We start from the raw sequence: 24,551 nt of genomic DNA on the forward strand, positions 1-24,551 counted from the left end.
AAAATGAATAGAAGCACATCGTTATAACAACTATACAAAGAGATAGAAGTTGAAAAACAGATTTTTAATAAAAGGAGAAATGAAATTTGAAACCACCTACAAATAACAATAAAGAAGGTGCGGAGTCACATAAGTTAGAAAGTGAGAGTAAACCGATTTGGAAATCGATGTCCATGTTTTTAGTACCGTTACTATTAAGTAATGTACTACAATCAGTTGGACAATTATTCGGTATGGTAGTAGTAGGAAGATGGCTTGGAGTGAATGATTTAGCGGCCATATCGGCATTCTTTCCTCTATTTTTCTTACTCGTTTCATTTGTAATTGGTATTGGTTCAGGTAGTTCTATTTTAATAGGTCAGGCGTTTGGGGCAAAAAACGAAGATCGTTTAAAAGCGATTGTTGGTACGACGCTAACATTTACCTTTATTATTGGAGTTGTGTTAGCGATAGTAGGTAGTATTTTTGCAATGGATATTATGCGCCTTATGGGGACGCCAGAAAATATTATTGAAATAAGTGTACATTATGCACGTATTTTATTTATATCGATGCCAATCTTATTTTTATATTTCGCATACACAACGTTTATGAGAGGTACAGGAGATTCTAAAACGCCATTTTACTTTTTAATTGTAAGTACAGCGCTAAATATGATCTTATTACCAATCCTTATTTTTGGATGGTTAGGTGCTCCAAAATTAGATGTGTATGGAGCAGCCTATGCTTCTGTTATATCTACAGTTATTACGTTTATTGTCATGTTAGTGTATTTAAAGAAAAAAAATCACCCACTACAATTAGATAGTACGGTAAGGAAATATCTTCGAATGGATTGGGGGTTATTAAAGCTTTTACTACGACTTGGTATTCCAGCGAGTATTAATATGATATTAGTTTCATTATCAGAAATTGCGGTAATCGCGTTTGTAAATCGTTACGGTTCGGATGCAACAGCAGCTTATGGCGTTGTGAACCAAGTTGCAAGTTATGTGCAAATGCCAGCAGTTAGTCTTGGTATTACAGTCTCCATTTTTGCTGCCCAATCAATTGGTGCGAATCAATTTAATCGATTGCAGAAAGTTGTGAAGGCCGGAATTATTATGAACTACGTCATCGGTGGTGTGCTAATATCTCTCATTTACTTGTTCTCAAGAGACATTCTATCACTATTTTTAACGAGTCAAACTACAATTGAAATTGCTCATAGCCTAGTTATGATTACATTATGGAGTTATTTAATTTTCGGGCATGCGCAAATTATTAGTGCGACAATGCGAGCGAGTGGTACAGTATTATGGCCAACTGTTATCGGCGTCGTATCAATATGGCTTGTAGAAGTACCTGTAGCGTATTACCTTTCTTACCATACAAGTCTTGGCATAGAAGGGATATGGATTGGGTACCCAGCAGCGTTTATTGTCAGTTTAATACTACAATATGCATATTATAAGCTTTCATGGCAGAAGAAACGAATTACACGATTAGTGAGTTAAATATTGAAAATGTCCCTAAGTTATTATACTTAGGGACATTTTTTGTAAGTGTAGGTTACAAATAGCTTTTTAAAGTAATATCAAAATGTTGTCTAATGAGTTTGTTATCACTCATATAAAACTCCCACGCTTTTTCTGGTTCACCGATAATTTCAAAAGATTCTTCTGTAATATATAAGGCACAATTATCCTCTAGTGCAATGCCTTCTATATTCCCTTGATGATTTTGTAAAAAGGAATGGAAGGCGTTCATTCTATTTAATTGATTATAATGTGGACAAAACCTTTTGTTCACAATTCCCCAGCCGTTGCTCTCTATATAACCGGAACCTTCATAATCTGAGCGGATGCTAGATGTGAACCAGCACATAGCACCAGCGCTGTATCCTGCAATGAGTGTTCCTTGCTGCAGAGCCAATAGTAATTTTTCATCGAGTTTATGTTCTTTCCATTCTGTAACCATTTGAATATAGTTCCCGCCACCGAGATAAATTAAATCAGCAGACTGAATCATTTCGTCTATTTCATATTTAGAAGGTGTATCAGCTATAATACGTAAAATTTGTACGTCACAGTGTAATTGTTTTTCAAATGTGTTTAAAAATAATTTTATATAGCTTTCATCATCATGACTAGCTGTAGGAATGAATAATACTTTCGGATATTGTTTATTTGTTAATTCTATAAGTCGCTCATTAATAGGCGAGTGATTGGAATCTTGTAAATCACCGCCACCAATGACAGCTAATTTCATAGTAAAGCACCACCTAATCATTTTTGTTATATAAAAATTCGATAGAAGAGAGTTACATTCCTTCTGTGATGTAATGATTAAGTAGAAAATATAGTTTAAATATATCGGAATAGTAAAGCAAGGGCTGGTTATATTGGGAAATGAATTAGAAACAATTTATTAATATATAATACTTCATACTATTGTTTCAAAATATGGAAACAATATGTTTAAATGGATATAAAGAAGCATGTATTCATATTGAATGAGTGCTTATACTTTAAAAAGGAATCGGAAATAATAGAGATTTTACAAATGAGTTTTTACTTTTAATAGGAACTTGTATTACAATATGGTAAAATTATTTCAATATATTTATTTAATATAAAAATACAAAGAGGGAGCGTGAAAAAAGTGGATTTTCGATTCGAATTTACAACGAAGGTGAAAGAATACTTGGATGATGAGAAGGATGAAAAAATAATAAAAGATGGACATAGAGATATCATTTTTCAGTATTTATATCCGCTAGAGAGTGAAATTGGTATTTATAAAAATCCTAACTTTACTTTTTTTGCATCAGGAAGACGCTCGCATATCGTATTAGAAAACATTGAATTTAAAACAGAGGTAAATGTAAAAAGTAACATCATTGAAATTACAAAAATAGTGGATAATGTCGTTATCCCGTTAGATACGATCGTAGCGAAAGATCGAGAATTGTTTGCACTTGGACGTAATGAGAAGTTTAGTGTACAAATATTAGAGCAGTATCTCTTTGATACATTTGGTGAAAAATTAGGTTTAAAATGAATGGAATTGCCTATGATAGGTAGTTCATTTTTGTATATATCATTTACGTTTGACCTTTCATGTAATTTATACTACAATTCGTAGTGTGAAAGGAGCCGCATGATGTTTACTCAAAACTATAAGCTAAATGAGCAAGGGTTAAATCATTTCTTTGGACCGCTTGAAGCAAAAATTATGGAGATTGTTTGGTCTAGCGAGGGTATTACGATTAAAGAAGTGCAGCAGAAATTAAGTGAAGAATCACCTGTGAATTTTAACACTGTGATGACAGTTATGAACAGGTTAGTAGAGAAATTACACTTAGAAAAACAAACTGTGAAAAGAAGTGGCATATATCGTGCTGTACAAACAAAAGATGAATTCTTATCCAATCAAACGAAGAAAATGACACAGGAATTGATGGGGGAATTTGGAGATTTAGTTGTAAATCATATGCTAGATGAGTTAGAGCAGGTTGATCCGACTTTAATAAAAAAGTTAGAAGATAGATTGAGTCAGTTAAAAAAAGAGGATTAATGAAATGAAATGGCAAATGCGTAAAATCGTATTGTTAGCAGGAATTGTTAGTATACTCTTTTTCAGTATGCTAGTGTATTACGTTACATATCCATTTCTGTTTCAAAATAAGATGTTCTTTCTTTCGAATTTTTGCTTGTTTCAATTAGAAAAACATATGAAGGAGTTATCGCTCATTCGTATTATAATCGCTGGATTTCTACTACTTACTGTGTTTATCGTGTGTAAAAGGATATGGCGACAATTTTTTTATAGTAAAAGATTACAAAAAGTACTTATCCCTTTCATCCGAAAAGGAAAGCAAATATATATATTGCCGACTGCGGAAGTTGCGGCATTTACAATTGGGCTATTTCGTCCGAAAGTTGTCATATCAGAAGGGATGATTCAAACATTTTCAGATGAAGAAATGGATGCGATTATTTTTCATGAAGAATATCATCAAAACAATCGAGATCCGCTAAAATTATTTTGTTTTACGTTATTAGCAGAAGGAATGATGTACATACCGATATTAAAAGGGTTGTTACAGCGGTATCACACGTATCAGGAGCTAGCTGCTGATAAATATGCGATGCAAAAAATGGAGTCTTCGTTTGAGTTAGGTAGCGCGTTATTAAAATTAATTAAAATAAAGGCAATGGAAAACCGATGTGTGACAGCTTCATTTGCAAAAACAGCAATAAATTTACGAATTGAGCAAGTGTTACATGAAAAAGTTGTTAAGCTTACTATTCCGTTACATACGAATTCGGTATATGTAACAGTAGGTTTATTCTGTATGTCGGTTGTACTGATTGTCGGAGAGTGCATATAGCCTCTTTTTTTAAGAATTAACACTACTTTATGTAGTGTTTTGGGAGGAAGAAAAGTGAAGAAACTAATTGCTATTATACTAGCCGGAGCATTAATTTGGGCCGGAGTTAATTTTTATAATTCAAAGAAAGAAGAAAAAGAAAGAAAAGCGAAACAAGCGGAATTACAGAAAACAGAAGTATTACCACAAGTAGGATTTAAAGCACCAGACATAACATTAAAAGGATTAGACGGGAAGCTGCACTCATTAAATGATGCAAAAGGAAAACCATATCTTATTAATTTTTGGGCATCATGGTGCGGTCCATGTGAAATGGAGGCACCTGACTTAGTTCGTATGTATGATAAATATAAAAAGGATGTTGAAATCTTTGCGGTAAATGCAACAATAGGAGATCCAGTGCAAGAAGCGAGCGCTTTTGCGGATCGTCACGGATTTAAGTTTCCTGTTTTACTAGATATGGACGGAGTAGCCGGATTAGATTATAAAGTGTTTTCTTTACCAACTACATTTTTTGTTAATAAAGATGGAATTATTGTAGAGCAAGTACGAGGCGTACTACCTCCAGATCAATTAGAAGAGAAATTCAAGAAATTAATTGAGAGTTAAGAGGGGATTTCATAGTGATGGAGTGGATCGTAAGGTTACAACCCGTATCTCTTATAATTGGAAGTTTATTTGGATTTATGTTGATGAAACGAAAGATGAAGAACGAAAGTGTACCATATGAAAAAATGATGGATGCAGTAACAAATGCTTTTCTTATCATCGTATTTGTATGGAAATTTGCACCGGCAATTTTAAATCCAGTATGGGCTATTAGGTCGCCACTGCAAGCATTATTAGCTATAGGAAGTACGAAACATATTGTAGTAGGATGCATAATTGCAAGTGTATACATTGTTTGGAAAAGTAAAAAGGAGCAATTTTCGCTTCATACTTTACTTGATGCAATACCTATTGCGCTATGTATGAGTATTATTTTTTATTTTCTATTCCACCAAAAAGTAGGAGTACAAACGACATTGCCTTGGGGTGTGAAAGTATATGAATCTAATTTTTTATATCATCCTATATTCGTATACGAGATCATTCTGGCTCTTTGTATAGTGGGCTTGTTATGGATGAAAAATGAAAGGCTTGGAAATGGAAAGAATATAAGTGTTTTTCTAATTATTGAGGGGTTTGCTCATATTATTATTTCGCTTGTTAGTGAACAGAATTCGGTTCTATTTGGTTTATCGATGCAGCAAATACTAAGTTTTTGTGTTATGAGTTTAGGGATTTTGTTCGTGCCGAAAAGATAAAAATAGCCATGTATGGAGGAATCCGCACGTGGCTATTTTTATTACATCTTTTAAAAAATCGGCGGAGTAACAGAAAATAAAACAATGGCATTTTTCTCGAATGGATTTACCCATTTATGTTTTAAATAAGCGGGTATTTTTACGCTATCACCCGTTTCTAATATGTATTCTTCTTCATTTAAATGTAATGTGATTTTCCCTTCTAATACAAATGCTAATTCTTCACCTTTATGTTCTAGTACATTCTCTGATGAAGCTGTATTCGGCGGGACGGTCATAATTGCTGTTGCTAAATTTCCTGTGAAATCAGGTGATAGCATTTCATATGATAAATTATCGATAATCATTTTTTTGCGTTTATGAGAACGTACAATTAAATCGTCTGTATTGGTATCTTCAAGTAAAAAGCTAAATGTTGGAACATCAAGAGCTTTAGCGAGTACTTTTAATGTTTGGATAGAAGGGTTAGCAGACCCGCGTTCAATTTGACTTAACATAGATGGCGTAATATCGGCCATCTTTGCTAGTTCTTTACTCGTTAAACCTTTTTCTTTTCTTTGTTTTTCAATTTTTTTACCAATATCTATATTTTCCATATTGAAAATCTCCTTACTAATTATTAAATTATATTTAAATAAGTTAAATTGAAATTAACTAAAGTGGATAATTTATGTTAAACTATATTAAAATTAATTTAATTATAATTTATTAAATCGTAAGCTACAAGGTGATGAGGAGGAAGAGGAATGAAGGAAATAGAGAAATTAAAAGAGGAATATCCACTATTAAATAAATTGATTGAAATAGAAGAAGTGTTTTGGGTGAATCCGAACATGGAAAAGTATGAAACGGCAATAAAAGATTCGCCACTCAGTGAAGAGAATGTAAAAGATGCGGAGGAGAGGTTAAAGCGTTTTGCATCATACATTGCGAAAGTTTTTCCTGAAACGAAAGACACAGGCGGTATTATAGAATCACCTTTAGTGAAAATCCCTTCTATGAAACAGTCTTTAGAGAAAAATTACGGGCAACCTATATTAGGAGAATTATTATTAAAGTGTGATAGTCATCTTCCGATATCAGGGTCAATTAAAGCTAGAGGCGGCATTTATGAAGTGTTGAAACATGCTGAACAATTAGCTTTGCAGCACGGTATGTTAACAGAAGAAGATGATTATTCCATTTTAGATAGTGATACATGTAGAGCGTTTTTTGCCAAATACTCAATTGCTGTAGGTTCTACAGGTAATTTAGGGCTAAGCATTGGGATTATGAGTGCGAAACTAGGTTTTAACGTAACGGTTCATATGTCAGCAGACGCGAAACAATGGAAAAAAGATTTATTAAGAAGTAAAGGTGTAAATGTTATTGAATATGAAGCTGATTATAGTAAAGCTGTAGAAGAGGGGCGCCAGCAAGCAGATGCAGATCCTAGTTGTTATTTTGTAGATGATGAAAACTCACATGATTTATTTTTAGGATACGCAGTAGCAGCATCGCGTTTACAAAAACAATTAGAAGAGTTAGAGATTGTAGTGGATGAAGAGCATCCTTTATTCGTTTATCTGCCATGCGGAGTAGGTGGCGGACCTGGCGGAGTCGCATTTGGTTTAAAGTTATTGTATAAAGACAACGTACACTGTTTCTTTGCAGAGCCAACACATTCTCCATGTATGTTAATCGGGTTAATGACAGGACTTCATGATAAAATCGCCGTTCAAGATATCGGAATTGATAATGTAACAGACGCGGATGGACTTGCGGTAGGAAGGCCATCTGGATTTGTTGGTAAAACGATGGAACCATTTTTGAGTGGGAATTACACAGTAAGCGATGAAGAGTTATATAGATTGTTAAAAGAACTAGCTGATACAGAGAATATTTATTTAGAACCTTCTGCATTAGCAGGTATGATAGGACCAGTGAAAGTATGTAAAGAAGATGCGTATTTACAAAAGCAACAGTTAATGGAGAAGATGCAAAAAGGTGCTCATATTGTATGGGGAACGGGCGGTAGTATGGTTCCAGAAGATGTGATGAATGGGTATTATAAAACAGGTGAGGCATTAACAATATTAGAAAAATGAGGCTAGTTGTAGCCTCATTTTTTCATGTACATAAAAATCTTTGTTATTTTCACAATAGTTCTTTATAGTATAGATAAAGGATAACTAATATTGAATAAATACAACAAAAAAGCTTTATTTTACATAATAAGAGGATGTGTATACGATGTCATTACAGACTAAATATATAGCGGGTATTTCGCTTGGGGTTATGGGAGTAGGTTTTGCGGCTTCTATTCCTTTTCAAGGGACGGTAGCTGGTGAGATTATTCAAGGTGGATTTGAAGCTGGGTTAGTTGGTGGACTTGCGGATTGGTTCGCAGTTACAGCATTATTCCGTCACCCGATGGGAATTCCAATTCCGCATACAGCTTTGTTACCTAAAAATCGTAAACGAGTAACGAAAGGACTCATTAATACGTTAGAAAATGAGTGGCTAACGAAAGAAAGTATTACGAATAAAGTAAAAGAAATGCAACTAGCACAAATGGTGCTGCAAATTGCAGAGAGAGAAATGCAGTCTGATGCTGTGAAAAAAGGGATTGTAACGATTGCGGAGAAAGCGATTGTTTCAATAGATACGGAAAAATTAGCGGTTATTATTGAAAAAGAATTAAAAACATATTTGCATACAATGAATACAAGTAATATTTTACAAGTACTTGTTGATCAATTAGTTGTGCAAGAATATGATGAAAAGACACTTGATTACATATTGGTAAAAGTGAAAGACTGGACAGCGCAAGATGAAGCTCGCTACCAACTCGGAAGCTTAGGTATGAAGGCGATGGAAAATATAAAAGTAGATGGATTCTTGCAGTTTACTTTGAAATCATTTATGAATATTGTAGATGAAGATAAAATTGGCGGTATTTTGCAGAAGTTTATTATTAGTAATATTAGCAGCTTACAAGATGCTGATAATAGCACGAGACAACTTATATTAGCGAAAATTCGTCAAGAAATAATAAATGTAAAAGAAAATGAAGCTTTACTACAAGAATTAGAAAATTGGAAAGAAAAATGGATTGCCAATTGGAACGCTACTGACAAAATTAAAGAGATGCTGGAACAAGTGCAGCAAAAAGCAGTTGCCTTTGTAAACAATGAAGAATTTGCGGATAAGTATGTTATTCCATTTTTACAAAAACAAATGAATAAAATAAAAGATGACGAAGTGACTGTTCAAAAAATAGAAGATTGGTTACAAAAACAAGTTGTGAAGCTTGTTGAGAATAACCATTCGAAAATCGGAAAGCTTGTGCAAGAAAATCTTGATAAGTTAGATGATAAAACGTTAATTGAAATGATTGAAAATAACGTCGGTAAAGATTTGCAATGGATCCGAGTAAACGGAGCTGTTTGCGGATTTATGATTGGCTTAGTGTTAGAGGGAATTAAAGCGATTATATGAGAAAAACCTTCCGCAATTGCGGAAGGTTTTTTTATTTTTCAATAACGCTCATATTTAAATTGTAAGCTTTCTCAATATTTAACTTGTACGTTCCATTCCCGGTTTTAATCGAATTTTTATACCAATGTTCTTGCCCGTTTAATTCTGGATTTTCTTCTGAAGTATTCTCTTCTTTTTTCGTTACATCTTCAACTTGTTCCCAAGGTGTGTTTCCGTGGGATTCTTTTTTGTTTGTTATGGCGATTAAAGACACATCGCTTTCTTTCGTTAAATGAACAGATACATTTGAACTTTCCTGTACAAACCAATTATTTTGTAATTGACCTGGATAAAGGGATAGTTCGTTATTTGAAGCACGAACTTCTACATTTTTATTTTGTGGAAGAACGAGTGTCGGTTTGACCTGTGGTGCGGAATTCCATAACGTATGTTGAATTGGTAATGATTTTAAAGTGATATACATCGTTTCCCCGGCTGTTTGAACGGAAAGAAAATCTTCTTGTTTTAAATTAAGTTTTTCATTAGCTTTCGTCGTCATTTCATATGTTCCAAGAAGATGAATTTGATTTGTATCATTTCCCTCTATTGTTAGAGGGTGCTGCCCTGCATCCACTACAATTTTCTTTATAGATTCAGGTATATTAAGTTGTCCACTTGGAATATTACTCGTTTGGCGAGTAGTATGAATAGAATGACGAACCTCATCTAGTAATCCAGTTGATAATAAACAGTAAAAAGCAATGCCAACACTTCCTAAAACACCGATAAAGAAAATACTAAAAATATCATATTTAATAAATGATTGTTCCTTCTTAGAAAATAGAAGGTAAAGTAAAATTTCCGCGCCAAGTATAATAAGTAAAACAGGCCACCATGCTGTTAAGGAATCTAATACCTCAGTACCTTTTATAACTGAAAATAGTAAGAAGCAACCTAATGCAATAATAGAAAGCCCCATTGAAAATGTTCCAACGCGCCATGTTCTCATTCTTTCGTACCACCTTTATTTTCTTTATTTCCAAGTAACAATTTAAAGCCGCCACCAATTAAGAGGAGTGCAACGATAGATGTTTGGAAATAGCGATAATACAGCTCGCTAAGATGAATGTTAAATATAGTTGCGAAGTAATCATTCAAAATAGGAAGGACTGTTTGATCTAATAAATAATAACCACCGAGTGTAATTAATCCAATACCGATCCACCTTTGATGATTGATAAAATAATCAATGATAGGTTCATCATTTACACGTTCTTTTCCATATTTTGCAGTTTGTTGTAAAGCGTCAAAAAAGCTATAGAACCAAATGATGGGTACTAAAAATAAAAACGCTGAAAGTCTTAATAAGTCGAGTAAATATATTGAAAGTAAAAAGGCTGCCATAAGCTGAAGACCACGGCGCTGTAAGCCTAAATACATATGTCCTGCTCCAGGAAACATCGCTAAAATAGAAGCGAATGTTTTACTTTTTTTTCCTTGTTCACGGTGCTCTTCAAAATCTTCGAAAATGGTACGATCAATTAATTGCTCACCACGTTCTTTTTTCTGGAGTTGCTGAACAACATCGAAGAAATTATAAATCCATAAAACAGGTAACGTCACGAGAAAGATAAGAAAACTTTCTTGAGATGTTAAAAGAGCAACGAAAATGATCATACTTCCGATTCCTGTACAAGCTACTAAAAATGTAAGGCCACGTTGCATAAGTCCTAATTGAAAATGACCAAGTCCAGGGATGATGGAAAGAAGAATGATATAAAATCGTTCGCTCTCTTTAGAGGACTCTGTCAATTCTCCGGTTGCTTGTTTTTTCGATTGGTTAATAATTGTGATAACTAAATCTAGTAAGTTGACCACCCATAACACGGCTAGTAAAAATAGAGAAAGAAAAGCAAGTTCGCGCGCTATTAATTCTACTACGCAAAAAACTGCAATGGAAAATAGTAATAAAGCTCCTCCACCATATAAAATAAACCGTCCAAACTTCTTTAAATATAAATGTCCAAGCCCAGGAATTAGCCCTAATACAAGTGCTAAAAAGGGATTTTTATTCATGCTTTGAACCTCCGTCCTTTTTTGATGTATCTACCGATTTGTTTACAATTTGTTGTGAGATAGAAGACTCGTTATGTTTTGAAGATTTCTCGAAATTTGATGTCGCTGTGAAAATATATTGGAATAAACCACTTACCATAAAAATAATTGTAGCCGCAGTCGCAATTATGTAGTGAACGATGGTGCGCTTTAGTGAGTTTGTTTTTATATTTTCATTAGGTTGTAGCGTTTCAAAATTAATTTGCGTCATAACTTCGTTCGTAAATGAATCATCATTTATCATTGGAAGGTTTTCCTGTTGTTCATCAATACTTTCCATATAAAGTGCTAAACAATGATCACATTCATAAAGATGTTCTTCCATAGATTCACGTTCATTGCTTTCTATAACATTTAATGTATAATTGCGCCAATCTTCTTTTGAATAATGCATCATAGAAACTCTTCCTCCTTCCAATGTTTTTTAATCCATTTTCTTGCCCGATACAGTTTCATTTCGACTGTTTTCACTTCGATGTTTTCCTGTAAAGCAATTTCTTGATAGCTTTTTTCTTCTAAGTAATGTGCGAGAACGACGTCACGGTAATTATCGGGAAGTTCTCTCAGTTTTTGAGCAATGAGTAATTTCTGCTCTTTCGTCAATAATAAAGCCTCAATATTATGAGAGGATTTTATATTTTCCTCAGTTTCTTTACATAAAGAGAGTTCTTCGTTTTCTCTAGCTTTCTTTCTCTTATAATCAATAGCGTGATTGGTGGCAATACGCGCCATCCACGTTTTTAATCCGCGAAATTGATAATTTGGGAGAGAGGCGTGAATTTTTACGAATACTTCTTGTGTAACATCTTTCGCATCTTCTTCATGTCTTAAAATAGAAAAGATAACTTGAAAAATATAATGACGATATGTTTGCACAAGGATACGAAAAGCATGTTCGCTTCCTTGCTGTGCTTTTTCAATTAATTGTTTTTCCTCAATGGGTCTCTCCCTCCTTTTTGACGCATTCTATTATATAGACGTAAAGAATGATAAGTCACCCTACACATGTTGTAAAAAAAGAATAATATATTTTTAGGAAGGGGGCTAGATGAAAAAAGGTGTGAAAAAATGGTAAAGAGAAGTATATAATGAGCAAGTAAGAAATGTTACGGGAAGAAAGGATGTGAATGTTAGTAGGGGAAGATCCATACTAACAAACATGAAAATTAAAATATTAATAGCAGATGATAACTCTTTTATAAGAGAAGGTATGAAAATTATTTTAAATACATATGAAGAGTTCGAAGTGGTAGATACAGTAAATGATGGGAAAGAAGCAGTGGAATATTGCAAAAAGAACGACGTTGATATCGCACTTTTAGACGTTCGTATGCCAAATATGAACGGGGTAGAGGCAACGAAATTGATTTGTGAAGAGACAGAAACGAAACCGCTTATTTTAACGACGTTCGATGATGATGAATATATTTTGGACGCAGTAAAAAACGGAGCAAAAGGTTATTTATTAAAAAATAATGATCCAGAGCGTATTCGAGATGCGATTAAAGGAGTATATAACGGTCAAACCGTTATGCAAGATGTAGTTCTCGATAAAATTAAGTCTAATTTAATGGAAAGTAAAGAGGAAGAATGTAAAATAGATAAAAGTCTTTTTACTGAAAGAGAGCTGAGTATTATCGCATTAATTGCAAAAGGCTTTTCGAATAAAGAAATCTCGAAGCAACTTTTCATATCAGAAGGAACAATTGCAAATTATATTACGTCAGTTTTAGGGAAAACTGGACTGGAACATCGTACACAAATCGCGATTTATTATTTAACAGGGAAAGTAGATTAAAGATATGGAATTTTGGTTAATTGTAAGTAAATTAATTGTCTTTATATATATTGTGTTTAGTTACATGTATTTAAATGTTGCGAACTTACCATGGATTATACTTACTTTGCTTTTATATCTTTCTGTAAACGTGCTGATTTCTATATGTAAAAAAGATACGTACAAAAACATATTAACTTGCGTATCAATTGGTCTAGTTATGTTATTTACATGGAAGATTCATCCGTTTTTTATTTTGTTTTTGCCATTGAACTTATATGAAGTTATATTCCGTTATATAGAGAAGAAATGGCAGCTATTTATCATTATGATGATTCCTATTATCTTTACAAATGAAAGTATTAGAATGACATATGGATTAATTGTTGCATTTTCCTTTCTCGTATTAACTATGGCAGAACGGTATATATCGCGTGTAGTAAAGCTTGAATCACAAAATGATCAGATGCGAAAAGATATGCAGCGGCTGACGAAAAGCTTAAATGAAAATAAAGAGTATATAAGACAATCAGAGTACACATTTAAGTTAGAAGAGAGAAACCGGTTATCACAGGAAATTCATGATAAAATTGGCCACTCGATGACAGGGGCACTCATTCAAATGGAAGCAGCAAAGAGATTAATGGGGATAGATAAAGAAAAATCTGCCGAGTTATTACAAAATGCAATTCATATTTCAAAAGATGGTATTGAAAGCATTCGGATTACATTAAAAAATATGAAGCCACCAACTGAGCAAATTGGCATTCATCGTATGAAATTATTCATAGAGGAATTTGCCGGTAAGCATGATATAAATATTCCTTTCGTATATAAAGGGAATTTAGATATGATTTCACCGATTCAGTGGAAGATTATCGGTGAAAATGTTACGGAGGCATTAACAAATGCGATGAAATATGCTGATGCGACAGTCATTTCAATCGATATTCATGTACTTAACAAGATGGTGAAAGTGCAAGTGAAGGATAATGGAAAAGGTGCAACACTTGTTAAAAAAGGTCTCGGGATTATGGGGATGGAGGAACGAACGGCGTCTGTAAATGGTAAAATTATTGTAGATGGAACAAGTGGTTTTTCAGTAACAATGTTGCTACCGATATGAGGATGAATCATCTCATATGAAAAAAGTGAATAATCTCATGTGAAAAGAATGAACTTCTGCACTGAGCAGGTTCATTCTTTTTGTTTATACTAAAAGCAGAGAAACCGAAATAGGGGTGAAACGATGAATACTTTAGAAATTAAAAATTTAACGAAAAAATTTGGTGATTTCATCGCAGTTGATAATATGTCTTTATCTATTAAAGAAGGAGAAATATTTGGCTTTTTAGGATCGAATGGTGCTGGTAAGAGTACGACAATCAACATGATTGCTGGTTTGTTAAGAAGTAATGAAGGTGAAATTAGCATACTAGGAAAAAATATAAAGAAACATAATCGATTTGCGAAGATGAATATCGGTATCGTTCCGCAAGATATTGCAATTTATGAAGAGTTAACAGCCTATGAAAATGTGAAATTCTTTGCTGGATTGTACGGATTACGAGGAGCTGAATTAAAAGCTAGGGTCGAGGAAGCTCTTCAATTTGTAGGACTTAGCGATAAACAGAAAAGCTATCCAAAGAACTTTTCTGGTGGGATGAAACGAAGACTGAATATCGCTTGTGCAATTGCTCATAGACCGAAGTTAATTATTATGGATGAGCCGACAGTTGGAATTGATCCACAGTCAAGAAATTATATCCTGCAGTCTGTTCGGAAATTAAACGAAATGGGAAGTACGATTATTTATACGAGTCACTATATGGAAGAGGTAGAAGAGATTTGTACGAAAATAGCGATAGTAGATCACGGTAAAGTGATTGCAGAAGGAACGAAAGAGCAGTTAAAAGCGATTATTACTGATACGAAAGATATTTGGATTGAAGTGAAATCGGTAGAGAATTTAGATGTAGAAAAATTAAAAGAGATAAACGGTGTGAAAGCTGTTCAAATTGAAGAGAACGTAATTAAAGTAAATTCTGATGCAGGATTAAATAATTTAAATAAAATTGTTCAGCACTTCATCAATCATGACATTGAAATCCGTTCGTTAGAGGAGCAGGCTCCTAACTTAGAAACGGTATTCCTTACGTTAACTGGAAGAAACTTACGAGATAAATAAAGAGTAAATGAAGAAAAGGTAAAGGGAGGTTCATCAATTGAACATCTTCAATATTGCAATTATGCATATGAAAAGGGATTTCAGAGACGTAAGAACTTTAGTTTTTATGTTAGCTTTTCCGATTGTGCTTATGCTTGTGTTAGGTACAGCATTAAGTAATGCGTTTAATAGTGATAGTCATTCAATTAAAGATATACAGGTGCTATATAAAGATGAAGCGAGTAGCACGTTTTCTCAAGCATTTGAAGCATTTGCGAAAGAAGTTGATAAATCGGGGATTCATTTTAAAAAAGCTTCTGAAGGTATAGATGGGAAGGAAGCAGTGAAGCAAAATAAATATGCTGCTTATGTAGAATTAAATAAAGATGGTGCAAAAACTTACGGAAGTGACAAAAGTAGTATTGAGGGAAGTATTGTGGAAGGTATGCTTATAACATTTGTTGATAAGTACAATGTAGCAGCCGAAGTTGCAAAAGTTGATCCTAGTAAGGTGAGCGCAGTTATTTCAAATGGAAATCATAATGATTATATAAAAGAAACATCTTTACAAGCTGCGAATAAACCGGGTTCTATGGATTACTATGCGGTTGTAATGACGACGATGATTGCGCTGTATGCTGCGATGGGAGCAAGTTTTCTAATTCGAGGAGAACGAATACGTAAAACAGGAGATCGCCTTATTGCTGCACCTATAAGTAAGGCTGAAATTTTCATTGGGAAAGTGCTTGGTAGTCTAGTAGCAAATGCCCTGTGCATATTACTCGTTATGTTATTTAGTAAATTTGTCTTTCAAGCGAATTGGGGAGATCACCTTGGAATCATATTTCTTATTTTATTAACAGAAGTCTTTCTAGCAATTAGCTTCGGTTTAGGGATTGGATATATTACAAAAACACCTGAATCGTCTAGAGCAATTATTATGGTGGTAGTGCAATTAGCTTCTATTTTTGGCGGTGCATATTTCGTAATAGAAGAAAATTTCGTTACGAATTTATCACCATTAACGTGGGCAAATACAGCTGTTATGAAAATTATTTATGCGAATGATGTAGGGGCAGCACTACCAGTCATTTCTTTAAACATTGGAATATCAGCACTCTTTTTATTAATTGCAATTATTGCATTACGTAGACGGGAGGGGCTATAGTATGAAAGATATTTTATGGCTCATACAAAAAACGTTATCTGTACTTTTGAAAAATAAAAAAGGGTTATTGATTATTATTAGTTTGCCAATAATTGGGACGCTCATCTCTTTTTCGATATACGGAAATGCAGGGCAAGGAACGTTAAATATCGGGATTGTAAATAAAGAAAATGAGCCGATAGCAAACGATACGATAAAGTTTTTAGAAGGATTAAATCATGTGAATGTGAGTAAGGTTAAGGAGTCTGAAATAGAAGATAAACTCACTTCTAAAAAACTTGATGGAGTTATTACATTAGCTTCTGGTTTTTCAAAAAGCGTTCGAGAAGGGAATCCAGATCATATTGAAATTGCATCGATTAAAGGTGATCAAGTAACAGGATTTATAAAATCATATTTATACAATTATATTGATAATGTAGCAGCTATTAGTAAAGTAGCAGGAACAGATCAAAGTGCATTTGATAAGATGTACGCAGGGTATCAAAAAAGTTCATTTAAAATGAAAACGGAGACGCTAGAAGATACTTCGAAAAATAAAGATATGACAAATCAAACGATGGGTTATCTTATTATGTTTATGTTGTTTTCAGCAGTGAACTTATCAGGATTTATTTTAAAAGAAAAAGAGAATAGAACGTACTTTAGATTATTATCAACACCAATTGACGGAAAGAAATTTATATTGTCCAATGTGGCAGTAAATATGATGATATTAACATTGCAAATTGTCATTGCAGTACTATTTCTGACGAATGTTTTTCATACAAATATTAATATGCCTTTCATAGTAATGATTGGTGTGCTTATGATATTCGCTTTAATTGCAATTGGTTTATCATTAGTCATTGTGTCTTTTTCAAAAAGTTCAGCTGCTTCAAATGCAATGCAAAATTTAGTGATAGTACCAACATGTTTGCTTGCTGGATGTTATTTCCCGTACGACATTATGCCAAATGCAGTACAAAAAGTAGCTAATTTTCTTCCGCAGCGTTGGTTATTAGATACGATAGCAAAATTACAACAAGGAATTCCGTTCTCTGAGTTGTATTTAAACATATTAATTTTATTCGCTTTTGCGATTGCGTTCTTCTTAATTGCCATTTATAAATTTGGAAGAAATAATGATGCGAGAAACTTTGTTTAATACAAAAAGGGTGTGATGTAAAGTCACATCCTTTTTTGTATAAAGCATGAAATCTAAATTTGAATGACAAAATAGAAAGGAGGAAAGAAAACGAGCGGAAGGAAATTAAAATGATTAAAAAAATATTGCGAGTTACTTCTATTATTATTGCTATTTTCGTTTTTATTTTAATTTGGATGCATATTGACGTTACCTTAGGAAGGAAAATGGAAGCTGGCAAAAATATGCCGACAGAGTATGCCCCTCACTATAGTGATTTTCAATTATATGTAGAAGGGAAGTCGTTTTATAAACAGCTATTTACTGACATAAGAGAAGCAAAGCAATCTATTTACACGTATTTTTTTATTTTGTCGGATGATAAAAGTAGCCATACTTTTTTAAGTTTATTAAAAGAGAAGGCAAAAGAAGGAGTAAACGTCTATTTATCAGTGGATCGCATTAATGATTTATCATTTGAAAGAAAGATGATAAGTGAATTGCGGGAAAGTGGTGTACATTTTACATATAGTAGAAAGCCTGAATTACCATTCGGGTTTTATTCACTTCACCATCGTAATCATCGCCGTATTACGACAATTGATGGGGAGATTGGCTATACAGGTGGTTTTAATATAGGAGATGAGTATTTAGGTAAAGATAAGCATTTTGGATATTGGCGTGACTATCATGTGCGCCTTAAAGGGGAAGGAGCAAAAGATTTAGAGGAACAATTTGCTTTAGATTGGAAACGAGATACGAAAGAAGATATAAAGAGGAGTACGAATAAGGCTAGTAAAGGGAATACATTGCATACTATGGTCAGTTACAATGGGCATTACGTTGCTGAAAAATATATAGAGCTAATAAAACAAGCTCAGCACTCAATTGTAATTGCAACGCCGTATTTTATACCGAAAAATAAAGAATGCATGAATGCTTTAATCGCAGCACAAAAGCGTGGTGTTACAGTGAAAATACTTTGGTCATATAAACCAGATTTACCTCTTATAAAAGAAGCGGCGTATCCATACATACGTCAAGCTATTAATAATGGGATTACTGTATATGGGTATAAAAAAGGAATGTTCCATGGAAAATTAATGCTTATTGATAATGAATTAACCGTTATTGGCACAACAAACTTTACTTCGCGTAGCTTCAATATAAATGATGAAATGAACTTGTATATTCATGGTGGTTCAATTGTAGGACAAGTTAATAATGCATTAACGGAGGATTTTCATGATTCAAAAGAAATGACGAAAGAATTTTTTGAGAAGTTATCATTTTGGGAGCGTTGTAAGGAGAAATTTGCGGGATGGATTGATTTTTATTTGTGATGATAAAGGAAGAAAGGGTGTCTAGAAAAGACGCCCTTTTTTGATGGGAAATAATTATTTTTCATGCACAAGCAATGAAGCATCATCATTAATCAAAGTCCCTACATGCTCACCTAAACAAATTCTTTTCATAACCCCAGGCTCATCAAAGTTAAAGACGTGTGCTGGTAAGTTGTAGTCTCGAGCAAGCAGTAAAGCGGCTTGATCCATTACTTGTATGTTTTGCCTAACAATATCGTTATAGTTTAGTTTTTTGTACATTTTTGCTGCTTTATTATGTTTTGGATCACTAGTAAAGACGCCATCTACTCCTTGTTTTGCGACTAATATTGCGTCACTATTCATTTCAATAGCCCTTTGAACACTTGGGTAATCTGTCGTAACGAACGGTTGCCCGTTACCACCTCCAAAAATAACGATATACCCGTTATCTAAATGGTGGACTGCACGTAGGCGAATGTATGGTTCAGCTACAGCATTAAACGGGATGGAAGTCATAACGCGAACTTCTTTATTTGTTTTGCTTGTTAAAACGCCGCGTAGCATTAAGCTATTAATGATGGTACCTAACGTCCCGATATTATCAGCTTCTACACGATCAATTCCCCATTCCTCAGCTAAATGACCTCTGAAAATGTTACCGCCACCGATGACGATAGATACCTCGATACCTAAATCAACGATGGATAAAATTTCATTTGCGATATGTTCTAATCTTTTGGAGTTAAAGCTATTTCCGGTTTGATCGGCAAGTGCACCGCCGCTTAATTTAATTAAGACACGTTTATATGGTCTCATAACAATTCCCCCTATATAGATCGCAACAAAAAAGGAACAAAGGCGAATGCCCTTGTTCCTTTTTAAGAAAATGAAAAAGAAAAGAAGAAGATAAGACGAATTTTTGTACGTAATTTTTCATATCATCCACTCCTTTTCATTTTGGTTTGTTGTAAGTATATATCTTTTTGATTATACAAAACAATCTGATTACTTATCAAGTATATTTTATCTTTTTTTAACGAAAAGGTGTCAATGAAAAAGAAAAGAAAAATTTTCGAATTTTTTGTGACGAACTTGTAGGTTTTTGTATGATTTTGTAGGTTCCCCTATATGATGTGTGAGTAAGCTTTTATAAATATGAAATGAAAGCGTTCGCATAAAGGGGATGAACATAAATGAAAAAATTCGGATTAGCGACACAAATTTTTGTCGCACTTGTTTTAGGGATTGTAGTAGGGGCAATCTTCTATGGTAATAAAACGGCGATTTCTTATATCACACCAATTGGGGATATATTTATTCACTTAATTAAAATGATTGTAGTACCGATTGTTATTTCAGCATTAATTGTTGCGGTAGCTGGTGTAGGCGATATGAAGAAGCTTGGGAAATTGGGCGGGAAGACCATTCTTTATTTCGAAATTATTACGACAATTGCTATTTTAATGGGATTACTTGCGGCGAATATATTCCAGCCAGGTACTGGCGTTGATATGAATAACTTACAGCAAAGTGACATTTCTTCTTATAAACAAACAGCAGATGCTACAGAGAAGCAAGGATTCGCTGAGACGATTGTTCATATCGTACCGAAAAACGTATTTGAATCGATTGCACAAGGTGACTTATTACCGATTATTTTCTTCTCAGTATTATTCGGTTTAGGAGTTGCAGCAATTGGGGAAAAAGGAAAGCCTGTCTTTAATTTCTTTGAAGGTGTACTCGAAGCGATGTTTTGGGTTACAAATCAAGTTATGAAATTTGCACCATTTGGTGTATTCGCATTAATTGCGGTTACGGTTGCAAAATTTGGTGTAGCAACACTACTTCCTTTAGGAAAACTAGTGCTAGCTGTATACGTAACTGTTATACTATTCGTTGTGATTGTATTAGGTATTAATGCACGAATGGTTGGCGTAAACATTTTTACATTAATGAAAATTTTAAAAGAAGAACTTATTCTTTCATTTACGACAGCAAGTTCAGAAGCTGTTTTACCTAATATAATGAGAAAAATGGAAGAGTTCGGTTGTCCAAAGGCAGTTGCTTCTTTCGTTATTCCGACAGGTTATACATTTAACTTGACTGGATCGGCTATTTATCAAGCGTTAGCGGCATTGTTTGTTGCACAAATGTACGGTGTGCACATGTCACTGACAGAGCAAATAACGTTATTATTCGTTCTCATGTTAACATCCAAAGGTATGGCGGGAGTTCCAGGTGCATCGTTCGTTGTTGTATTAGCAACGTTAGGTTCAATGGGGTTACCACTAGAAGGTATCGCGTTAATTGCGGGAATTGACCGCATTTTAGATATGATTCGCTCATCTGTCAATGTATTAGGAAATGCATTAGCGGCCATTGTTATGTCGAAGTGGGAAGGCGAATTCGATAATGAGAAAGCAAAACAATATGTAGAAACAGTCAAAGAAACAAAAGCAGCATAAGAAATCGTTAAGGAGTGAATAATCATGGCAACATTAACTGAAGTTAAAAATGGTGTTCGAATTGAAAAAGACTTTTTAGGTGAAAAAGAAGTACCAAACTATGCATACTACGGCGTACAAACAATGCGTGCAGTTGAAAACTTCCCAATTACAGGATACAAAATCCATGAAGGTTTAATTAGAGCGTTCGCAGTTGTAAAAAAAGCTGCAGCGCTTGCCAATACAGATGTAGGAAGATTGGAATTGAACAAGGGCGGCGCGATCGCAGAAGCTGCTCAAGAAATTCTCGATGGGAAATGGCATGATCATTTTATCGTAGATCCAATCCAAGGCGGAGCAGGTACTTCAATGAACATGAATGCAAATGAAGTCATTGCCAATCGTGCTCTTGAATTATTAGGAATGGAAAAGGGAGACTATCATTATATTAGTCCAAATAGTCATGTAAACATGGCGCAATCAACAAACGATGCATTCCCAACGGCGATTCATATCGCAACATTAAACGCATTAGAAGGTTTATTACAAACGATGGGTTATATGCACGATGTATTTGAATTAAAAGCAGAACAGTTCGATCATGTTATTAAAATGGGTCGTACGCATTTGCAAGACGCTGTTCCAATTCGTCTTGGACAAGAATTTAAAGCGTACTCTCGCGTACTTGAACGTGATATGAAACGAATTCAGCAGTCACGTCAACACTTATATGAAGTGAATATGGGAGCAACTGCAGTTGGTACAGGCTTAAATGCAGATCCAGAATATATTCAAGCTGTTGTAAAACATTTAGCTGCAATTAGTGAACTACCACTAGTTGGTGCAGAAGACTTAGTAGATGCAACGCAAAATACGGATGCATACACAGAAGTATCTGCAGCACTGAAAGTATGTATGATGAATATGTCTAAAATTGCGAATGACCTTCGCTTAATGGCATCAGGTCCACGTGTTGGTTTAGCAGAAATTATGTTACCGGCTCGTCAACCAGGTTCATCTATTATGCCAGGGAAAGTAAACCCTGTTATGCCAGAAGTAATTAATCAAATTGCATTCCAAGTAATTGGTAACGACCATACAATTTGTCTTGCTTCAGAAGCAGGTCAATTAGAATTAAACGTGATGGAACCAGTACTTGTTTTCAACTTACTACAATCAATTAGCATTATGAATAACGGTTTCCGTGCCTTTACAGATAATTGCTTAAAAGGAATTGAAGCGAATGAAGATCGCTTAAAAGAGTATGTTGAGAAGAGTGTAGGAATTATTACAGCCGTAAACCCTCATATCGGTTATGAAGCAGCAGCTCGCGTTGCGAAAGAAGCAATCGCGACAGGGCAATCCGTTCGAGAACTTTGTGTGAAAAATGGTGTATTGTCACAAGAAGATTTAGAGTTAATTCTAGATCCATTTGAAATGACACACCCAGGGATTGCAGGAGCAACTCTTTTAAAGAAAAACTAAAAGAAGAGGGGGGACAAGCCCCTCTTTTTTGTTTACAATATAGAAATGCTATATATGAATAGAGGTAGGGATGTTATGAGTAAGTTTACAGTAGCTTCTAATGGTTCATTAGAAACGACATTAAGAGGAGTAGAAGTATTATCAACACCACTTTTAAATAAAGGGGTTGCTTTCACGCAAGAAGAAAGAGAAGAATTAGGTTTAAAAGGGTTATTACCGCCAGCAGTTTTAACGTTAGAAGAACAAGCGCGCCGAGCATACGAACAATTTTGTTCTCAGCCGGATGATTTATTAAAGAATGTATACTTAACAGCGTTACATGATCGAAATGAAGTATTATTTTATCGTATTTTAACAGATCATTTACGCGAAATGTTACCAATCGTATATACACCAACTGTCGGTGTAGCGATTCAAAGATATAGTCATGAATATCGTAAACCACGTGGTGTGTATTTATCAATTAACGATCCGTCAGGTATTGAAGAAGCATTCGCCAATATCGGTGCAACAGCAGAAAATATTGATTTAGTCGTTGTAACAGATGGAGAAGGCATACTTGGAATTGGTGACTGGGGCGTTGGTGGCATTAACATCGCAATTGGAAAATTAGCTGTTTATACGGCCGCAGTTGGAATCGATCCTAGCCGCGTATTACCGGTAATTTTAGATGTGGGTACAAATCGTGAAGAATTATTAGACAATCCATTTTATATTGGAAATCGTCACCCTCGTATAACAGGTGAAGCTTACGATGAATTTATTGATACATTTGTACAAGCGGTAAATAAGCAATTCCCGAAAGCACTTTTACATTGGGAAGACTTCAGTTCTCGTAATGCACGAAAAATTTTAGATAAATATCGTCATGATATTTGTACATTTAATGATGATATTCAAGGTACAGGTGCAGTTTCCCTTGCCGCTGTATTATCGGCAGTAAAAGCTTCTGGTGTACCGTTAAGTGAACACCGCGTTGTTGTGTTTGGTGCTGGTACGGCTGGAATCGGTATCGCAGACCAAGTTAGAGATGCGATGGTACGCGCCAGCTTATCAGAAGAAGAAGCATATAAGCGTTTCTGGTGTATTGATCGTAACGGATTAGTTACAGATAACATGGAAGATCTTCTTGATTTCCAAATTCCATATGCAAGAAAAGAAGCGGAAGTAAGTGAGTGGAAAGAAAATGGTGTGATTGGACTTGCTGAAGTTGTGAAACATGTGAAACCGACAATTTTAATTGGTACATCAACTGTTGCAGGCGCATTTAAAGAAGAAATTATTAAAGAAATGGCTTCTCACGTAGAAAGACCAATCATTTTACCGATGTCGAATCCGACGCCACTTGCTGAAGCAAAACCAGCTGATTTAATCGAGTGGACAGAAGGAAGAGCATTAGTTGCAACAGGAAGTCCATTTGAACCAGTTATATATAACGGTGTAACGTATGTGATTGGACAATCAAATAATGCACTTATTTTCCCAGGTCTTGGTCTTGGAACAATTGTCGTACGTGCAAGCGTCATGACGGACGGAATGTTCGCAGCAGCAGCTGAAGCAGTTGCAAGTATGGTTGATACAAGTCAGCCAGGAGCACCTATTTTGCCAGAAGTTGAAGAGTTACGTAATATCTCGGAAATGGTAGCAATTGAAGTAGCGAAAGTTGCCGTTGCGGAAGGTGTTGCGAGAGAGAACTTAAGTGATAACGATATTAAGATTGCAGTGAAAGAAGCAATCTGGGAGCCGGAGTATCGCCAAATAAAAGCGGTAGAAAAGGTTAGAATATAGAAATAAAGCCCGTTT

24 protein-coding genes are annotated in these 24,551 nt (G+C 34.6%); 17 read left to right on the forward strand and 7 right to left on the reverse strand.

All coding sequences use genetic code 11. The annotated features are described in order from the left end of the window. Positions 1-86 precede the first annotated feature (86 nt). Positions 87-1,496 (forward strand): MATE family efflux transporter, encoded by a 1,410-nt coding sequence (locus MR147_RS01320; protein WP_074610801.1) that lies wholly within the window; start codon positions 87-89, stop codon positions 1,494-1,496. Positions 1,497-1,551: 55 nt separating this feature from the next. Here the strand turns inward: MR147_RS01320 and MR147_RS01325 are convergent, their stop codons facing one another. Beyond that, positions 1,552-2,250 (reverse strand): peptidase E, encoded by a 699-nt coding sequence (locus tag MR147_RS01325; protein ID WP_074610802.1) that lies wholly within the window; start codon positions 2,248-2,250, stop codon positions 1,552-1,554. Positions 2,251-2,643: 393 nt separating this feature from the next. Here MR147_RS01325 and MR147_RS01330 point away from each other — a divergent pair, with 393 nt between their 5' ends. The 5 genes from MR147_RS01330 to MR147_RS01350 all read left to right on the forward strand — a co-directional run bounded on the left by MR147_RS01330 (position 2,644) and on the right by MR147_RS01350 (position 5,682). After that, complete coding sequence (locus MR147_RS01330; RefSeq protein WP_001983153.1) at positions 2,644-3,042, forward strand: DUF3942 family protein; 399 nt, start codon at positions 2,644-2,646, stop codon at positions 3,040-3,042. A gap of 102 nt (positions 3,043-3,144) precedes the next feature. After that, positions 3,145-3,558, forward strand: coding sequence for a BlaI/MecI/CopY family transcriptional regulator (locus tag MR147_RS01335; RefSeq protein WP_074610804.1), 414 nt, complete (start codon positions 3,145-3,147; stop codon positions 3,556-3,558). A gap of 4 nt (positions 3,559-3,562) precedes the next feature. Next, on the forward strand, positions 3,563-4,375 hold the full coding sequence (locus tag MR147_RS01340; RefSeq protein ID WP_074610806.1) for a M56 family metallopeptidase: 813 nt from the start codon (positions 3,563-3,565) through the stop codon (positions 4,373-4,375). 54 nt (positions 4,376-4,429) lie between these two features. Then, entirely contained in the window at positions 4,430-4,984 is a 555-nt protein-coding gene (locus MR147_RS01345) for a TlpA family protein disulfide reductase (RefSeq protein WP_074610808.1), read from the forward strand. A gap of 17 nt (positions 4,985-5,001) precedes the next feature. After that, entirely contained in the window at positions 5,002-5,682 is a 681-nt protein-coding gene (locus tag MR147_RS01350; RefSeq protein WP_074610823.1) for a prolipoprotein diacylglyceryl transferase family protein, read from the forward strand. 50 nt (positions 5,683-5,732) lie between these two features. Here the strand turns inward: MR147_RS01350 and MR147_RS01355 are convergent, their stop codons facing one another. Beyond that, the gene (locus MR147_RS01355; protein WP_074610809.1) at positions 5,733-6,278 is read right to left on the reverse strand and encodes a helix-turn-helix domain-containing protein; all 546 of its coding nucleotides are present in this window, start codon (positions 6,276-6,278) and stop codon (positions 5,733-5,735) included. A gap of 150 nt (positions 6,279-6,428) precedes the next feature. Here MR147_RS01355 and dsdA point away from each other — a divergent pair, with 150 nt between their 5' ends. Next, positions 6,429-7,769, forward strand: a complete 1,341-nt coding sequence (dsdA, locus tag MR147_RS01360; protein ID WP_074610811.1) for a D-serine ammonia-lyase — start codon at positions 6,429-6,431, stop codon at positions 7,767-7,769. A 145-nt stretch (positions 7,770-7,914) separates the two neighbouring features. Beyond that, on the forward strand, positions 7,915-9,162 hold the full coding sequence (locus tag MR147_RS01365) for a DUF445 domain-containing protein (protein WP_000058329.1): 1,248 nt from the start codon (positions 7,915-7,917) through the stop codon (positions 9,160-9,162). Between the two features lie 31 nt (positions 9,163-9,193). Here the strand turns inward: MR147_RS01365 and exsE are convergent, their stop codons facing one another. The 4 genes from exsE to MR147_RS01385 are packed head-to-tail and all read right to left on the reverse strand — an operon-like array spanning position 9,194 to position 12,132. Further along, positions 9,194-10,150 (reverse strand): exosporium protein ExsE, encoded by a 957-nt coding sequence (gene exsE / locus MR147_RS01370; RefSeq protein WP_242303563.1) that lies wholly within the window; start codon positions 10,148-10,150, stop codon positions 9,194-9,196. Further along, entirely contained in the window at positions 10,147-11,217 is a 1,071-nt protein-coding gene (locus MR147_RS01375; protein WP_048557486.1) for a hypothetical protein, read from the reverse strand. Before MR147_RS01375 ends, exsE begins: the two co-directional genes overlap by 4 nt. Further along, positions 11,210-11,653 carry a hypothetical protein gene (locus MR147_RS01380; protein ID WP_000972367.1) on the reverse strand — a complete coding sequence of 148 codons (444 nt, stop codon included), beginning with the start codon at positions 11,651-11,653 and terminating at the stop codon, positions 11,210-11,212. Before MR147_RS01380 ends, MR147_RS01375 begins: the two co-directional genes overlap by 8 nt. Further along, positions 11,650-12,132, reverse strand: a complete 483-nt coding sequence (locus MR147_RS01385) for an RNA polymerase sigma factor (RefSeq protein ID WP_001195469.1) — start codon at positions 12,130-12,132, stop codon at positions 11,650-11,652. Before MR147_RS01385 ends, MR147_RS01380 begins: the two co-directional genes overlap by 4 nt. A gap of 283 nt (positions 12,133-12,415) precedes the next feature. Here MR147_RS01385 and MR147_RS01390 point away from each other — a divergent pair, with 283 nt between their 5' ends. The 6 genes from MR147_RS01390 to cls all read left to right on the forward strand — a co-directional run bounded on the left by MR147_RS01390 (position 12,416) and on the right by cls (position 18,837). After that, entirely contained in the window at positions 12,416-13,054 is a 639-nt protein-coding gene (locus MR147_RS01390; RefSeq protein WP_074610815.1) for a response regulator transcription factor, read from the forward strand. A 4-nt stretch (positions 13,055-13,058) separates the two neighbouring features. Further along, positions 13,059-14,159, forward strand: coding sequence for a sensor histidine kinase (locus MR147_RS01395; protein WP_074610817.1), 1,101 nt, complete (start codon positions 13,059-13,061; stop codon positions 14,157-14,159). Between the two features lie 123 nt (positions 14,160-14,282). After that, positions 14,283-15,221, forward strand: coding sequence for an ABC transporter ATP-binding protein (locus tag MR147_RS01400; protein WP_001093819.1), 939 nt, complete (start codon positions 14,283-14,285; stop codon positions 15,219-15,221). Between the two features lie 37 nt (positions 15,222-15,258). Beyond that, the gene (locus MR147_RS01405; protein ID WP_001020164.1) at positions 15,259-16,368 is read left to right on the forward strand and encodes an ABC transporter permease; all 1,110 of its coding nucleotides are present in this window, start codon (positions 15,259-15,261) and stop codon (positions 16,366-16,368) included. A 1-nt stretch (position 16,369) separates the two neighbouring features. After that, positions 16,370-17,515, forward strand: coding sequence for an ABC transporter permease (locus tag MR147_RS01410; RefSeq protein WP_242303564.1), 1,146 nt, complete (start codon positions 16,370-16,372; stop codon positions 17,513-17,515). 110 nt (positions 17,516-17,625) lie between these two features. Next, the gene (gene cls / locus MR147_RS01415; protein WP_139302920.1) at positions 17,626-18,837 is read left to right on the forward strand and encodes a cardiolipin synthase; all 1,212 of its coding nucleotides are present in this window, start codon (positions 17,626-17,628) and stop codon (positions 18,835-18,837) included. A gap of 54 nt (positions 18,838-18,891) precedes the next feature. Here the strand turns inward: cls and pyrH are convergent, their stop codons facing one another. Next, the gene (pyrH, locus tag MR147_RS01420) at positions 18,892-19,635 is read right to left on the reverse strand and encodes a UMP kinase (RefSeq protein WP_001248049.1); all 744 of its coding nucleotides are present in this window, start codon (positions 19,633-19,635) and stop codon (positions 18,892-18,894) included. 377 nt (positions 19,636-20,012) lie between these two features. On the opposite strand from pyrH, the gene MR147_RS01425 reads away from it, so the two are divergent. From MR147_RS01425 to malS, 3 genes are all read left to right on the forward strand, one after another. Beyond that, complete coding sequence (locus tag MR147_RS01425) at positions 20,013-21,284, forward strand: cation:dicarboxylate symporter family transporter (protein WP_000713273.1); 1,272 nt, start codon at positions 20,013-20,015, stop codon at positions 21,282-21,284. Between the two features lie 24 nt (positions 21,285-21,308). After that, positions 21,309-22,748 (forward strand): aspartate ammonia-lyase, encoded by a 1,440-nt coding sequence (gene aspA / locus MR147_RS01430; RefSeq protein ID WP_000224208.1) that lies wholly within the window; start codon positions 21,309-21,311, stop codon positions 22,746-22,748. A 75-nt stretch (positions 22,749-22,823) separates the two neighbouring features. Continuing rightward, a complete protein-coding gene (gene malS, locus MR147_RS01435; protein WP_139302765.1) occupies positions 22,824-24,536 on the forward strand; it encodes an oxaloacetate-decarboxylating malate dehydrogenase in 1,713 nt (570 codons plus the stop codon). Positions 24,537-24,551: the final 15 nt, after the last annotated feature.

This window comes from Bacillus cereus group sp. BfR-BA-01350, assembly GCF_022663775.1.
GTDB lineage: Bacteria > Bacillota > Bacilli > Bacillales > Bacillaceae_G > Bacillus_A > Bacillus_A paranthracis.

Bases quoted from the DNA above. Each gene is read 5' to 3' on its own strand.
- MR147_RS01380 (WP_000972367.1), bottom strand. From the start codon at position 11,653: ATGATGCATTATTCAAAAGAAGATTGGCGCAATTATACATTAAATGTT.
- MR147_RS01325 (WP_074610802.1), bottom strand. From the start codon at position 2,250: ATGAAATTAGCTGTCATTGGTGGCGGTGATTTACAAGATTCCAATCAC.
- pyrH (WP_001248049.1), bottom strand. From the start codon at position 19,635: ATGAGACCATATAAACGTGTCTTAATTAAATTAAGCGGCGGTGCACTT.
- cls (WP_139302920.1), top strand. From the start codon at position 17,626: ATGATTAAAAAAATATTGCGAGTTACTTCTATTATTATTGCTATTTTC.
- MR147_RS01425 (WP_000713273.1), top strand. From the start codon at position 20,013: ATGAAAAAATTCGGATTAGCGACACAAATTTTTGTCGCACTTGTTTTA.
- malS (WP_139302765.1), top strand. From the start codon at position 22,824: ATGAGTAAGTTTACAGTAGCTTCTAATGGTTCATTAGAAACGACATTA.
- MR147_RS01365 (WP_000058329.1), top strand. From the start codon at position 7,915: ATGTCATTACAGACTAAATATATAGCGGGTATTTCGCTTGGGGTTATG.
- MR147_RS01410 (WP_242303564.1), top strand. From the start codon at position 16,370: ATGAAAGATATTTTATGGCTCATACAAAAAACGTTATCTGTACTTTTG.
- MR147_RS01340 (WP_074610806.1), top strand. From the start codon at position 3,563: ATGAAATGGCAAATGCGTAAAATCGTATTGTTAGCAGGAATTGTTAGT.
- MR147_RS01390 (WP_074610815.1), top strand. From the start codon at position 12,416: ATGAAAATTAAAATATTAATAGCAGATGATAACTCTTTTATAAGAGAA.
- dsdA (WP_074610811.1), top strand. From the start codon at position 6,429: ATGAAGGAAATAGAGAAATTAAAAGAGGAATATCCACTATTAAATAAA.
- MR147_RS01350 (WP_074610823.1), top strand. From the start codon at position 5,002: ATGGAGTGGATCGTAAGGTTACAACCCGTATCTCTTATAATTGGAAGT.
- exsE (WP_242303563.1), bottom strand. From the start codon at position 10,150: ATGAGAACATGGCGCGTTGGAACATTTTCAATGGGGCTTTCTATTATT.
- MR147_RS01395 (WP_074610817.1), top strand. From the start codon at position 13,059: ATGGAATTTTGGTTAATTGTAAGTAAATTAATTGTCTTTATATATATT.
- MR147_RS01400 (WP_001093819.1), top strand. From the start codon at position 14,283: ATGAATACTTTAGAAATTAAAAATTTAACGAAAAAATTTGGTGATTTC.
- MR147_RS01375 (WP_048557486.1), bottom strand. From the start codon at position 11,217: ATGAATAAAAATCCCTTTTTAGCACTTGTATTAGGGCTAATTCCTGGG.
- MR147_RS01355 (WP_074610809.1), bottom strand. From the start codon at position 6,278: ATGGAAAATATAGATATTGGTAAAAAAATTGAAAAACAAAGAAAAGAA.
- aspA (WP_000224208.1), top strand. From the start codon at position 21,309: ATGGCAACATTAACTGAAGTTAAAAATGGTGTTCGAATTGAAAAAGAC.
- MR147_RS01335 (WP_074610804.1), top strand. From the start codon at position 3,145: ATGTTTACTCAAAACTATAAGCTAAATGAGCAAGGGTTAAATCATTTC.